This is a genomic window from Nocardia anocheti (assembly GCF_029675105.1).
Classification (GTDB): domain Bacteria; phylum Actinomycetota; class Actinomycetes; order Mycobacteriales; family Mycobacteriaceae; genus Nocardia.
This window is the reverse complement of record NZ_JAQQFV010000004.1, coordinates 514,709-527,240: the sequence shown is the minus strand read 5'-3', so window position 1 is coordinate 527,240 and position 12,532 is coordinate 514,709. Positions and strand designations below refer to the sequence as shown.

Here is a 12,532-nt window from a genome sequence, read left to right as displayed (position 1 = left end):
AACACGCGGCCGGAGTGTGACAGGAGGGTCCGCCGAGACGGCGGCAATGGAGGCGACGATACTTGTCCGCAGGCGATCGACGCATCGCCGCGCAGTGCTCCATCCGAACCCGAGACAGCGGTACGAGAGGAATTCACATGAGCGGCATCCGATCGATCATGGCGGTGGTCGCCGCCGTCGGGCTCGGCGCCGGGGTGCTCGGTGCGGGGCCCGCGACAGCGGCGGACAAGCCGACCGTCGTGCTGGTGCACGGCGCCTTCGCCGACACCACCAGCTGGGACGGGGTCGCCGCGGACCTGCGGGCCGACGGGTACTCCGTGGTGGTCCCGGCCAATCCGCTGCGCGGCCCGGCCAACGACGCCGCGGCGGTCGAGCGGGCGATCGCGGGGATCGACGGGCCGATCGTGCTGGTCGGCCACTCCTACGGCGGCACCGTGATCACCAATGTGGACGATCCCGACGTCACCGCCCTGGTCTACATCGCCGCCTTCGCGCCGGTCGAGGGCGAACCGGCCCAGCTGGCACTCGACCCGATCCGGTTCCCCGGCAGCCGCCTGCTGCCGCCGGTGCTGCAACTCGCCGTCGTGGACGACAGCCAGGGCGTCAACGGCAAGAACCTCGACGCCTATGTCGACCCGGCCTCCTTCCACGAGGTGTTCGCCGGGGACGTCAGCGACGCCACCGCCGCCGACATGATCGCCCACCAGCGCTCCATCGCGGTCGCCGCGAACATCGAACCCTCCGGTCCGGCGGCGTGGACGCGGCTGCCGAGCTGGTACCTGGTCTCCGCCGACGACCTGGTCATCCCGCCCGCCTCGCAGCGCTACATGGCCCAGCGCAGCGGTGCGCGGACCTCGGAGATCCCGGCCTCGCACGCCTCGCTGGTCTCGCAGCCGGGGGCCGTCGCCGACGTCATCGAAGCGGCCGCCGCGGGCTGAGCGCGGCCACGGTCAGCGTGAAACCGCCAGCATCGCCGACATGGCCGCGCGCCAGTCGGCGAGCAGCTGGTCGCGGTGGTTGGTGCTGAGGATGGTCGTCAGGGCCAGGCCGCGGAAATAGGTGAGCGTCATCTCGAAGACGGTGTCGAAATGCGCGGGCAGGGGCTCGGGCAGCGGGCGCACGATCGAGGCGCGAATGGTGCTGTGCAGGTCGCGCTGGTGACGCAGCAGGGCCGCGCGAAGATCGGCGTCGGTCCGGGCGGCCACCCACAGTTCCAGGAGCGCGCCGAACAGGGGAGTGGCGAAACTGCGCCACAGCGCCGCCATCCAGTCATCTTCTCCCGCAGGCTGTTCGGCCGCGCGGATCTCGCTGATCTGCTGATCGGACAGGTGACGCACGGCGTCGACGAGCAGGTGCGCCTTGTTCGGGTACTGGTGCAGCAGCGCGCCGCGCGAGACACCCGCCCTGGCCTGGATGGCGCCGATGCTGGTGGCGGCGTAACCGTCCTCGATCAGGCTGGCGACGGCGGCGGCGAGAATGCGCTCACGCGTGTTCTGGCTGCGTGCGGCGTCGCTGCGCCGTCGGCCTTCGGTGGGGGGAGCCATGCGGAGTATCTTCGCAGGTCTTGACAGCAGTCCGATCGGACTGTTTCATTTTCCCATGACCACCCCCACCGTCCTGGTCGAGCGCGACGGCCCGCTCGTGCTGATCGGCATCAACCGGCCCGAGGCACGCAATGCCGTCGACGGTCCGACCGCCGCCGCGCTGGCGGCCGCCTTCCGCGACTTCGACGCCGATCCCGACGCGGCGGTGGCCATCCTGCACGGCGTCGGCGAAACCTTCTGCGCGGGCGCGGATCTCAAGGCCATCGGCACCGAGCGCGGCAATGTGGCGGCGGTCGAGGGCGACGGTCCGATGGGGCCGACCAGGATGCGGCTGAGCAAGCCGGTGATCGCCGCGATCTCCGGCTATGCCGTGGCGGGCGGGCTGGAGCTGGCGATCTGGGCCGACCTGCGGGTCGCCGACGAGGACGCCGTGCTCGGCGTGTTCTGCCGACGCTGGGGCGTCCCGCTGATCGACGGCGGCACGGTGCGACTGCCCCGCCTGATCGGCGAGAGCCACGCCATGGACCTGATCCTCACCGGCCGTCCCGTCGACGCCGCCGAGGCGCACCGGATCGGCCTGGTCAACCGCGTCGCCCCGCGCGGCCGGTCCTTGGCGACCGCCCGCGAGCTGGCCCTGGAACTGACCCGCTTCCCGCAGACCTGCCTGCGCCAGGACCGCCTGTCCCTGCTCGAACAAGCAGGTCGCACCGAAGACGACGCCCTGGCCAACGAATTCGCGCGGGGCATGACCTCGCTGCGCTCCGACACCCTCGACGGTGCCGCCCGTTTCGCCGCGGGCGCGGGACGGCATGGCGATTTCCGGACGCCGGGCGCGCCCGAATCGGCCTGAGGACCCGGCGGACGTCGCGCCCGGCTCAGCCGAGCAGTTTCGCCTTCGCCGCGGCGAATTCCGCGTCCGAGAGCGCCCCGGCGTCGCGTAGCTGACTCAGCTTCGTCAGCTCGCCGACGACGTCGGTGCCGCCCGGCGGGGGAGCCGGGGGTGGCGGCGGAGGCGGCGCGTAGGCCGGTTGCGGTGGGGGCGCCTGCTGTTCGGCGTAGGCCTGCTGTTCGGCGGAGCGCCTGCGAGCCCGATTGTTGACCGCGTTGGAGGTGGCCTGGGCGGTTCCCGCGACGACGGCGGTGCGCGCCACCGTGCCCAGCAGTCCCGGCCGCCCGACGCGGCCCATCCGAAGGGGCATCTCGATTCCTCTCTAGGCGGTGGCCGCGGCGACGGCGGCCTCGACCGCGTCGCGCGGCACCTGGACGTGCAGGGCCACTTCGCCGTCGGCGCCGCGGACCGCGGCGGCCAGGCGGGCGGCCCAGCTCTCCTCGAACACCACCACGACGGCGGTGGATTCCGGTGCCATCGACGCGCGGACCACGGCGAGGTCCTCGTCGCTGACCAGGTCGATATCGGCGGCGGTCAGGCCGGTCAGCCCCACCTGGTCGAGATCGTCGTCGATCTCGAGCTCGGTGACGGCGCCCGCGGCGTCCATCGACAGCACGATCAGATCGAGCAGCGTCACGGTGCCGTTGCCGACGACCTCGGCGAGCGCGTCGGTGACGGTCGCGTCGACGGTGGTGCCGGGAAAGGTCAGCACGACGAACTCGACCGGGCCGAGAACTGGAGTTTCTCCCATTCCCGCATCGTGCGCGGATCGGGCTCGACGCGCTTCACCCGAATCGGGTGAATCACGACCACGGTTCCCGAGTTCACCCGCCGTGGGTGAGGCGCGCGCGGGGACCCGCGACGAATACTGCGACAGGGATCGCCGCGGCCGTCGTGCCGGGACGGCCTTCCCCGCCTCCGTCGCCAGGAAGGGAAATCGATGACCGGCCAGAACAGTGCGACCGACAGTGTTCGATCGGCCAACGAGGAGCTGCTGCGACAGCTGCCGTTCGACGACGAACAGGATTTCGTCGACGCCGACCGCGGATTCGTCGCCGCCCTGACCCCGGGTGTGGTGAAGAACGAAGCCGGGCAGGTGATCTGGGACAGCGACGGCTACGCGTTCCTGGACGAGGACTGCCCCCCGACGGTGAACCCGAGCCTGTGGCGGCAGTCGAAACTGGTCGCCAAGCAGGGACTGTTCGAGGTCACCGACGGCATCTACCAGCTGCGCGGCCTGGACCTGTCGAACATGACGCTGGTCGAGGGGGAGACCGGCGTGATCGTCATCGACCCGCTCATCTCCGCCGAGACCGCCGCCGCGGGGCTCGGCCTGTACCGCGAGCATCGCGGTGACCGCCCGGTGACCGGGGTGATCTTCTCGCACTCGCACATCGACCATTTCGGCGGCGTGAAGGGCGTGACCACCGAGGACGACGTCGCCGCGGGCCGCTGCCCGATCATCGCGCCGGTCGGCTTCACCGAGCACGCCGTGGAGGAGAACGTCTACGCGGGCACCGCCATGGGCCGCCGCGCCGCCTACATGTACGGCGCCGCGCTGCCGCGGGGCCCGCTGGGCGCGGTCGGTGCCGGACTGGGCCCGACGACCTCGACCGGCACCCCGACGCTGATCTCGCCGACGGTCCACATCGACCACACCGGCCAGACGGTCACCCTCGACGGTGTCCAGATCGAATTCCAGATGACGCCCGGCACCGAGGCGCCCTCGGAGATGAACTTCTACTTCCCCGCCCGCCGGGCCCTGTGCATGGCCGAGAACGCCACCCACACCCTGCACAATCTGCTCACCCTGCGCGGCGCGCTGGTGCGCGACCCGCACGTGTGGGCGAAATGCCTCACCGAGTCGATCAACCGCTACGCCGCGCGCGCCGATGTCGTCTTCGCCTCGCACCACTGGCCCACCTGGGGCACCGAGCGGCTCACCGAATTCCTCTCGGTGCAGCGTGATCTCTACGGCTACCTGCACGACCAGACCCTGCGCGCGCTGAACAAGGGTGCCACCGGCATCGAGATCGCCGAGGACATCCAGCTGCCGCCCGCGATCGAGAAGACGTGGTCGACCCACGGCTACTACGGCTCGGTGAGTCACAACGTCAAGGCCATCTACCAGCGCTACATGGGCTGGTTCGACGGCAACCCGGCCACCCTGTGGCAGCATCCGCCCGTCGAGGCCGCCCGCCGCCACCTCGAGTACATGGGCGGCGCCGACGAGGTCCTGGTCAAGGCGCGAAAGTCCTACGCCGACGGCGATTTCCGCTGGGTCGCCCAGGTACTGAACTACGTGATCTTCGCCGATCCGAGCAATGCCGAGGCCAAGGCGCTGCAAGCCGATACCCTCGAACAGCTCGGCTTCGGTGCCGAGAACGGCACCTGGCGCAACTTCTTCCTGATGGGCGCTTACGAGCTGCGCCACGGCAATGTCGGCACCCCGACCGTGGCCGCCGCGCCCGACATCATGGCCGAGCTGTCGGTGGAGCAGGTGTTCGACGCGATCTCCCTGCGCGTGGACGGTCCCAAGGCGTGGTCGGCATCGATCGTCATCGACTGGAAGATCACCGACACCGCCGTCACGCACCGCACCCAGCTGCGCAACGGACTGCTCGTGCACTTCGACGTCGACACCGACCTGCCCGACCCCGACGCCACCTTCGCCCTCACCGCCGGGGATCTGCGCGCGGCCCTGCTGGGCGGCCAGGACCTGCGAGCGATGATCGCCGACGGCCGCGTGCAGGTCGACGGGGAGGCGGGCAAGCTGGCCGAACTGGTCGGCTACCTGGATGCCCCCGACCCGGATTTCGACATCGTGACTCCCTGAGTTCCCCGCTCCGGCCGGGCGATCCGGCGGCAGTTCGAAGGAGCCCACGATGCCCCCTCCGCCGACCGGTCGGCGCATGACGAAGGCCGATATCGGCGCGGGCGTACCCGGCGCCATCGCCGGTGTGCCCGACGGCATGGCGGCCGGGCTGCTCGCGGGCGTGAACCCGGTCCACGGGCTGTACGCGAGCATGGCGGGACGGTTCTTCGGCGGCTTCGGCACCAGCACCCGGCTGATGGTGGTCACCACCACCAGCGCCTCCGCGCTCGCCGCGGGCTCCACGCTGACCGAGATCGCGTCCGAGGACCGTTCCGCCGCCCTGGTCCTGCTCACCCTGGTCGCCGGGATCGCGATGATCGTCGCGGCGGTGCTGCGGCTGGGCCGCTACACGCGGTTCGTCTCGCACTCGGTGATGACCGGGTTCCTGCTCGGCATCGCGGCCAATATCGTCTTCGGGCAGTTGCCGGTGCTGCTCGGGGCGCCGTCGGAGGGCTCGGTGGCGGCGCTGAAGGCCCTGCACGTGCTGACCCATCCGGGCGGGATCGACTGGCGGTCGGCGGTCGTCGGGGTCACCGCGATCGTGCTGCTGGTGGTGCTGGGCCGGGGGCGGTTGCGCAGTGTCGCGTCGCTGGGCGCGCTGGTGGTGCCGACGGCGGTGGTGCTGACGTTCGGCTGGGACGAGGTCGCCACGGTCGCCGACGCCGGAGCGATCCCGACCGGCGTTCCGCTGCCGCATCTGCCGGAGCTGAGCGTGCTGTCGCCGACCCTGCTCGCGGGCGCGCTGGCGGTGACGGTGATCGTGCTGGTGCAGGGCGCCGGGGTCGCCGAATCGGCCCCGAATCCGGACGGTTCCCGGGCGCGGATCGATCGCGATTTCTGCGCGCAGGGCATCGGCAATGTCGCCGCCGGACTGTTCCGTGGGATGCCGGTGGGCGGCTCGCTGGGGCAGACGGCGATCAATGTGACCGCCGGTGCGCGCACCCGCTGGGCGGCGGTGTGGTCGGGGCTGTGGATCCTGGTGATCCTGGTGGCGCTGACCGGCCTGGTCGGCAAGGTGCCGATGCCGACGCTGGCCGCCATTCTCGTGGTGGCCGCCGCCGGGGCGTTCGACATCGACCGGCTGGTGGCGATCTGGGGCAGCGGGCCGATCTCGCGGACCGCGCTCGGGGTCACCTTCGTCGCCACCCTGCTGCTGCCGGTGACCGCCGCGGTCGGGGTCGGCGTCGGGCTCTCGCTGCTGCTGCAACTCAATCAGGAAGCGATGGACCTGAAGGTGGTGCGGTTGCGGGTGGAGGGCGACCGGCTGGTCGAGGGCACCCTGCCGAAACGGCTGTCCGACAACGAGATCGTCATCATGGACGTCTACGGCTCCCTCTTCTACGCCGGAGCGCGCACCCTGCAGACCCGGCTGCCCGACCCGACGGGCGCGCGCGATCCCGTCGTCATCCTGCGGTTGCGCGGGCGCACGAGCGTGAGCGCGACCTTCCTGCACGTGCTCGCCGACTACGCGCGCAGGCTCGACGCGGTCGGCGGTCGCCTGTGTCTGAGCGGTGTCGACCCGCGTGTGCGCGCGGTGTGGACCGACGAGCTGCTGGCGGGCCAGGGCATCGCGGTCGAGTTCTTCCCGGCGACACACACTCTCGGCGAATCGACGCTGGCGGCCTATGCCGAGGCCGAGATCCGGTTGCGTGCGGACGGAAGGGACTGACATGGGCGGATTGCTGTTGCTGCTGGTGCCGGAGATCGTCGGGTTGATGATCACTCCGGGCGCGGTGATCGGCTGTGTGCTGTTGCTGCGCTCGTGCTTCCCGGTGCGCAACGCGGCGGCGTTCGGCGCCGGGTTCCTCGTCGTCTACCTGCTGGTGGCACTGTCGGCCGTCCTCGGCGGCGCGTCCGACCCGGCGGCGACTCCGGCGCGGGTATCGCACGGTGCGGGGCTGGCGGTGGGTCTGCTGTTCCTCGCGTGCGGGTGCTGGATGTGGCTGCGCAAGCCGCGCACGGCCGCCGAGCGACCGCGGCTGCTCACCGAACTCGAGACCGCCGGGCCGCGCAAATCCTTCGCGATCGGGCTGGTGCTGGGGGTGCTGAACCCGAACCTGTTCATCATGATGTCGGGCATGAGCGTGATCTCGAGCTCGGCGGTGGCCATCGGGGCGGCCCTGGTGGCCACGGCGGCCCTGCTGCTCGCCGCGTCGGCCGACTTCCTGATCCCGATCGGCGCGTACCTGATCGCCGGTGACCGCGCCGACCGGGGTCTGGCCGTCGTCGAGGCGTGGATGTTGCGCAACAGTCGCACGCTGACCCTGTCGGTGCTCTTCGGCTTCGGCGCGCTGTTCACGGTGCGTGGCGTCGTCGATCTGTGGGGGTGAGCGATTCACCCGCAACGGGTGATTCACCGCGAGCCGCCGCGGCCTACCGTCGTCCGCATGATCGCGTATCTGGTGCCCGCCGACCAGCGCCGAACGCTCGACGAACTCACCGACAAGCTGGACCTGGCGGTCGGTGGGGTCACCGCCAAGCGGTCGGCGTTCTGGATCATGCTCGTGCTGTCGGCGGTGATCGCGATCTCGGGCGTGATCGGTGATTCCACGGCGACGGTGATCGGCGCGATGATCGTGGCGCCGCTGTCGATCCCGATCCTCGGGGTGGCACTCGGGGTGGTGACCGGCCGCGCGGGACTCGTCGGGCGCACCTCGCCGAAATTGATGGACCTGACCGCCGCGCTGGCGACCGGGCTGGTCGCCGCGGTGGCGATCACCCGCCGCGATGTCGGCGACGTGTTGCCCGGTGTCGCGATCGCGATCTCGCTGGTCCCGCCACTGGGCGTGGTCGGGGTCTGTCTCGGCTCGCACGCGCCCGCGCTGGCCCTCGGCGCGTTCGTGCTGTTCGCCTCCAACATGCTGGCCATGATCATCACGACGACGGCGGTGCTGTTGCTGGCCGGATACGCGCACGAGGCCGGGTCGTCGACGGCGCGAAGAGGGCGGGCCTACCTGGTGCTCGGGGCGGCGCTGCTGCTGGTCGCGGTGCCGATGGTGGTCAATTCGCTCTCGACGCTGTGGGCCGGGCAGATCTCCGAGGCCGCCCGCGACTGGTTGCGTGAGGATCCCGGGGCGCAGGGGATCGACGTCGAGGTGCACGGTGACACCGCCACGGTCTCGGTGCTCGGTCCCGAGCAGTTACCACCGGTGGAGCGGTTGCAGCAGCGCGTCGACGATCTGGTGCCGTGGCATCCGGATGTCGTCATCGTCCACACGGTGGGTGCGCGACTGGAACCGGGGCGCTGAGCGAGGGTGCGCACAGAACAGTCCCCGGTAGTCTCCATCGAATCCAGGATTCCTAGTCGTCGCTGGGAATTCCGGTACTCGACTGGCTTGCCGGGGGCCTGGGCCAGATCCTGGAAAACAGTCACTCGATGGGCAAACGTCTTTGTCTACCGTGTGGTTCTCTTCCGGTGCTCTGGTGTATATCCAGTGTGCTCCGGATTTGCCAGGAGTCAATACCCAATCCGGACAAATCTCCGAAAGGTCCCGGAATCGGCTGGACGGGACGGTCGTCTCGGTGACGCGGGAGAGGTGACCGCGGTGGTCGAGGTTCGACGCGCCAGAGCTCCGCGCGCGCACCGCAAACCTCACGGGTGGGGGTCGGGGGTGGGAGAGGGGGTTGTTACGTGGGGTGCGGGTCGAGGTGATCCTCGCGCAACAGGGTCTGCCTACGGTTCCGGATTGCCGTAAGTGCGGTGATGGGGAAGCGGTGCGAACGGCCGTGTCCTGGGCTGAGGAAGTGGGGTTTCATGGGTGTCGACCGCCTTCCCGCGCCATCCGCAGCTCCGCCACATAAACTGGTCGGTGTGTCGAATCTGCGGATCAGTGAAGTAGCGGCTCTCATGGGTGTCAGTGACGACACTGTCCGGCGCTATATCGACCTGGGCAAACTCGCCTCGATCCAGCTCGACAACGGTCGTAAGGGTGTCGAGGGGCGCGAGCTCGCCGAGTTCCTGCGGCGGGAGAACGAGGCCGTTCCGCCCGGTGCCGCTGTCGCCACCTCGGCGCGCAACCGGATGCGGGGCATCGTCACCCGGGTCCTCAAGGACACCGTGATGGCCCAGGTCGAGATGCAGGCGGGCCCGTTCCGGCTGGTGTCGCTGATGAGTCGCGAATCCGTCGACGAACTCGGGCTCGAGGTCGGCAGCATCGCCGTCGCTTCGGTGAAGTCCACCCATGTGGTTGTCGAAATTCCGGAAAGTTGATGAGGGAGAACATGATTCGCACACTTCGCGCGGCGGCGATCGCCGGTGTGATCGCCGTGGCCGCGGTCGGCTGTGGCAACGACACCGAGGCGGCGCCCTCGGGTGATCAGGTCGGCGGCACCGTCACGGTGTTCGCGGCGGCCTCGCTGACCGAGACCTTCACCGAGTTGGGCAAGCAGTTCGAGGCCGCGCACCCGGGCACCAAGGTGGTGTTCAATTTCGGTGCCAGCTCGGCCCTGGCCGAGCAGATCAAGCAGGGCGCCCCGGCCGACGTGTTCGCCTCGGCGGCCCCGAAGAACATGCAGCAGGTGGTCGACGCGGGCGAGATCACCGCCGCGCCGACGGTGTTCGTGCGCAACCGGCTCGAGATCGCCGTGCCCAAGGGCAATCCGAGCCAGATCACCGGTCTGGCCGATTTCGCGAACCCGGACGAGAAGATCGCGCTGTGCGCCGTGCAGGTGCCCTGCGGCGCGGCGGCCGAGAAGGTGTTCGAGACGGCCGGGATCACCCCGCAGCCCGACACCCGCGAGTCCGACGTGAAGGCGGTGCTCACCAAGGTCACCCTCGGTGAGGTCGACGCGGCGCTGGTCTACCGCACCGATGTGCGGGCCGCGGGCGACAAGGTCGACGGGATCGACTTCCCGGAGTCGACCAAGGCGGTCAACGACTACCCGATCGCCCCGTTGGCCGAGGCGCCCAACAGCAAGGCCGCCGCGGCCTTCGTCGAGTTCATCGGGTCGGACAAGGCGCGTGCGGAATTCGCCCAGGCGGGCTTCGACACCCCGTGACGGACAACGCGCGGCGGCGGGCGGTCCGGGGTCGGCGACCGCTGATCCTGGTGCTGCCCGCCGTCTGCGCGCTGGCTTTCCTGATCCTGCCCATGATCGGCCTGCTGGTGCGGGCGCCCTGGCGCACCCTGCCGGAACGGCTGATGAGCGCCGAGGTCGGGCAGGCCCTGCGGCTGTCGCTGGTCTGCGCCACCTCGGCCACGGCCGTGTGTCTCGTACTCGGCATCCCCCTGGCCTGGCTGCTGGCCCGGGGCGACCTGCCGGGGCTGGGCATCGTGCGCGCCCTGGTGACGGTCCCGCTGGTCCTGCCACCGGTGGTCGGCGGGGTGGCGCTGCTGCTCGTGCTCGGCAGGCGCGGGCTGGTCGGCAGCTATCTCTACGACTGGTTCGGTTTCTCGCTGCCGTTCACCACCGCCGGGGTGATCGTGGCCGAGGCGTTCGTGGCGATGCCGTTCCTGGTCATCTCGGTCGAGGGCGCGCTGCGCGCGAGCGACCCGCGCTACGAGGAGGCCGCCGCGACCCTGGGCGCCTCGCGCTGGCTGACCTTCCGCCGCGTCACCCTGCCCGCCGTCATGCCCGGTGTGGTCGCCGGAGCCGTGCTGTGCTGGGCCCGCGCGCTCGGCGAATTCGGCGCCACCATCACCTTCGCCGGAAGTTTCCCCGGCACCACCACGACCATGCCGCTGGCGGTCTACCTCGCCCTGGAGACCGATCCCGCCGACGCCATCGTGCTGAGCCTGGTGCTGCTCGCGGTCTCGGTCGCCGTGCTGGCCGCCCTGCGCGACCGCTGGACCCGAGGACCGCTGTGAGCCTGGACGCCGAACTGCGCATCGCCCAGGGCGATTTCACCCTCGACATCGCCTTCACCGTGGCCCCGGGCGAGGTGGTCGCGCTCCTGGGCCCCAACGGCGCGGGCAAGACCACCGCACTGCGCGCCCTGGCCGGGCTCACCCCGCTCACCGGCGGCCGGATCCGGCTCGACGAGCGGATCTGGGACGAACCGCCAGCCCGTTTCGTGCCCGCCGAGCACCGCGCGGTCGGCGTGGTCTTCCAGGACTATCTGCTGTTCGCGACCATGAACGCCCTGGACAATGTGGCCTTCGGCCTGCGGGCGCGGGGGATGCCACGCAAACTCGCCCGACAGCGCGCGGCGGGCTGGCTCGACCGGGTCGGGCTGGCGAAGCACACGGCCGCCAAACCGCGTTCGCTGTCCGGGGGACAGGCCCAGCGCGTCGCCCTGGCCCGCGCTCTCGCGACCGACCCCGCGCTGCTGCTGCTCGATGAGCCCTTGGCGGCTCTGGACGCGAGCACCCGTCTCCAGGTCCGCGCCGAACTCGGCCACCACCTCGGCGATTTCACCGGACACACCGTGTTGGTGACCCACGATCCGCTCGACGCCATGGTCCTGGCGGATCGGCTCGTCATCATCGAGCACGGCCGGGTCGTGCAGGAGGGGCCGCCCGCCGAGGTGGCGCAGCGGCCGCGCACCGACTACGTGGCGAATCTGGTCGGGCTGAATCTGTATCGCGGCGTCGCCGAGGGGAATTCGGTGACGCTGGCCGACGGTGGTTCGCTCACCGTCGCCGAACCCGCCACCGGCCCGGTCTATCTCGCCTTCCCGCCGAGCGCGGTCGCGCTGTATCCGCAACCGCCGGTGGGCAGTCCGCGCAACACCTGGGAGACCACGGTCGCCGGGATCGAACAGCACGCGCACCTGACCCGCGTCCGCCTGGCGGGCAGCCCGCCGGTGCTGGCCGAGGTCACCCCCGCCACGGTCGCGGATCTGCGGGTGCAGAGCGGCATGCGGCTGTGGGCCTCGGTCAAGGCGACCGAGATCCGCACCTACCCGGCCTGATCGAGCCCGGCCGCCAGCACGTACACCCACGCGTCGGCACCGGACCGCAGCGGCAGCAGGACGCGCGTGTAGTCCTCGACCTCGTACTCGTCGGCGGCGACCAGATCGTCCGCGTCGACCTCGAAGACCGTGCCCGGCACCCCGACCTCCGGCTCGGCGGGCACCAGCACGGGGTGCACCGCCGATCCGCTGGTGGCGATCACGTGCGGATCGGTGATGGTGACCTCGGCCAGCGCGTACCCGGCGATGTCGTCGGCGCGCCCGCGCAGCACCCGTCCGAACACGGCCCGCTGGACCTCGGGCTGCCGCAGGGTTCCGTAGGAGAACAGCAAGGACTCGGTCATACCGGCGACTCAACGGCACCGACCGCG

Annotated in this window: 14 protein-coding genes; 10 read left to right on the top strand and 4 right to left on the bottom strand. The window is 70.7% G+C overall.

Translation table 11 applies throughout. The features are described from left to right. The first annotated feature begins 158 nt into the window (after positions 1-158). On the top strand, positions 159-938 hold the full coding sequence (locus QC180_RS13500; protein ID WP_474646443.1) for an alpha/beta fold hydrolase: 780 nt from the start codon (positions 159-161) through the stop codon (positions 936-938). Between the two features lie 12 nt (positions 939-950). Here the strand turns inward: QC180_RS13500 and QC180_RS13495 are convergent, their stop codons facing one another. Then, a complete protein-coding gene (locus QC180_RS13495; RefSeq protein ID WP_278263034.1) occupies positions 951-1,544 on the bottom strand; it encodes a TetR/AcrR family transcriptional regulator in 594 nt (197 codons plus the stop codon). Between the two features lie 55 nt (positions 1,545-1,599). On the opposite strand from QC180_RS13495, the gene QC180_RS13490 reads away from it, so the two are divergent. Continuing rightward, the gene (locus tag QC180_RS13490; RefSeq protein WP_278263033.1) at positions 1,600-2,394 is read left to right on the top strand and encodes a crotonase/enoyl-CoA hydratase family protein; all 795 of its coding nucleotides are present in this window, start codon (positions 1,600-1,602) and stop codon (positions 2,392-2,394) included. A gap of 25 nt (positions 2,395-2,419) precedes the next feature. Here QC180_RS13490 and QC180_RS13485 read toward each other — a convergent pair whose 3' ends face one another. Further along, positions 2,420-2,743, bottom strand: a complete 324-nt coding sequence (locus tag QC180_RS13485; RefSeq protein WP_278263032.1) for an SHOCT domain-containing protein — start codon at positions 2,741-2,743, stop codon at positions 2,420-2,422. Between the two features lie 12 nt (positions 2,744-2,755). After that, on the bottom strand, positions 2,756-3,184 hold the full coding sequence (locus QC180_RS13480; RefSeq protein WP_278263031.1) for a DUF6325 family protein: 429 nt from the start codon (positions 3,182-3,184) through the stop codon (positions 2,756-2,758). A gap of 189 nt (positions 3,185-3,373) precedes the next feature. Between QC180_RS13480 and QC180_RS13475 the strand changes: the two genes are divergently transcribed. The 8 genes from QC180_RS13475 to QC180_RS13440 all read left to right on the top strand — a co-directional run bounded on the left by QC180_RS13475 (position 3,374) and on the right by QC180_RS13440 (position 12,161). Then, on the top strand, positions 3,374-5,269 hold the full coding sequence (locus QC180_RS13475) for an alkyl/aryl-sulfatase (protein WP_278263030.1): 1,896 nt from the start codon (positions 3,374-3,376) through the stop codon (positions 5,267-5,269). Between the two features lie 49 nt (positions 5,270-5,318). After that, a complete protein-coding gene (locus tag QC180_RS13470; protein WP_278263029.1) occupies positions 5,319-6,977 on the top strand; it encodes a SulP family inorganic anion transporter in 1,659 nt (552 codons plus the stop codon). Between the two features lies 1 nt (position 6,978). After that, positions 6,979-7,638, top strand: coding sequence for a GAP family protein (locus tag QC180_RS13465; RefSeq protein WP_278263028.1), 660 nt, complete (start codon positions 6,979-6,981; stop codon positions 7,636-7,638). Between the two features lie 57 nt (positions 7,639-7,695). Beyond that, complete coding sequence (locus QC180_RS13460) at positions 7,696-8,556, top strand: DUF389 domain-containing protein (RefSeq protein WP_278263027.1); 861 nt, start codon at positions 7,696-7,698, stop codon at positions 8,554-8,556. 563 nt (positions 8,557-9,119) lie between these two features. Next, entirely contained in the window at positions 9,120-9,518 is a 399-nt protein-coding gene (locus tag QC180_RS13455) for a TOBE domain-containing protein (protein WP_278263026.1), read from the top strand. A gap of 11 nt (positions 9,519-9,529) precedes the next feature. After that, complete coding sequence (gene modA, locus QC180_RS13450) at positions 9,530-10,306, top strand: molybdate ABC transporter substrate-binding protein (RefSeq protein ID WP_278263025.1); 777 nt, start codon at positions 9,530-9,532, stop codon at positions 10,304-10,306. After that, a complete protein-coding gene (gene modB / locus QC180_RS13445) occupies positions 10,303-11,115 on the top strand; it encodes a molybdate ABC transporter permease subunit (protein ID WP_278263024.1) in 813 nt (270 codons plus the stop codon). Before modA ends, modB begins: the two co-directional genes overlap by 4 nt. Continuing rightward, a complete protein-coding gene (locus QC180_RS13440; protein ID WP_278263023.1) occupies positions 11,112-12,161 on the top strand; it encodes an ABC transporter ATP-binding protein in 1,050 nt (349 codons plus the stop codon). Before modB ends, QC180_RS13440 begins: the two co-directional genes overlap by 4 nt. Here the strand turns inward: QC180_RS13440 and QC180_RS13435 are convergent. After that, on the bottom strand, positions 12,149-12,505 hold the full coding sequence (locus QC180_RS13435) for a gamma-glutamylcyclotransferase family protein (RefSeq protein ID WP_278263022.1): 357 nt from the start codon (positions 12,503-12,505) through the stop codon (positions 12,149-12,151). The two genes, QC180_RS13440 and QC180_RS13435, sit on opposite strands and share 13 nt — an antisense overlap. Positions 12,506-12,532: the final 27 nt, after the last annotated feature.

Coding starts and splice junctions, on each gene's coding strand:
- QC180_RS13490 (WP_278263033.1), top strand. CDS start 1,600: ATGACCACCCCCACCGTCCTGGTCGAGCGCGACGGCCCGCTCGTGCTG.
- QC180_RS13495 (WP_278263034.1), bottom strand. CDS start 1,544: ATGGCTCCCCCCACCGAAGGCCGACGGCGCAGCGACGCCGCACGCAGC.
- QC180_RS13480 (WP_278263031.1), bottom strand. CDS start 3,184: ATGGGAGAAACTCCAGTTCTCGGCCCGGTCGAGTTCGTCGTGCTGACC.
- QC180_RS13435 (WP_278263022.1), bottom strand. CDS start 12,505: ATGACCGAGTCCTTGCTGTTCTCCTACGGAACCCTGCGGCAGCCCGAG.
- QC180_RS13470 (WP_278263029.1), top strand. CDS start 5,319: ATGCCCCCTCCGCCGACCGGTCGGCGCATGACGAAGGCCGATATCGGC.
- modA (WP_278263025.1), top strand. CDS start 9,530: ATGATTCGCACACTTCGCGCGGCGGCGATCGCCGGTGTGATCGCCGTG.
- QC180_RS13500 (WP_474646443.1), top strand. CDS start 159: ATGGCGGTGGTCGCCGCCGTCGGGCTCGGCGCCGGGGTGCTCGGTGCG.
- QC180_RS13485 (WP_278263032.1), bottom strand. CDS start 2,743: ATGCCCCTTCGGATGGGCCGCGTCGGGCGGCCGGGACTGCTGGGCACG.
- QC180_RS13460 (WP_278263027.1), top strand. CDS start 7,696: ATGATCGCGTATCTGGTGCCCGCCGACCAGCGCCGAACGCTCGACGAA.
- QC180_RS13465 (WP_278263028.1), top strand. CDS start 6,979: ATGGGCGGATTGCTGTTGCTGCTGGTGCCGGAGATCGTCGGGTTGATG.
- QC180_RS13475 (WP_278263030.1), top strand. CDS start 3,374: ATGACCGGCCAGAACAGTGCGACCGACAGTGTTCGATCGGCCAACGAG.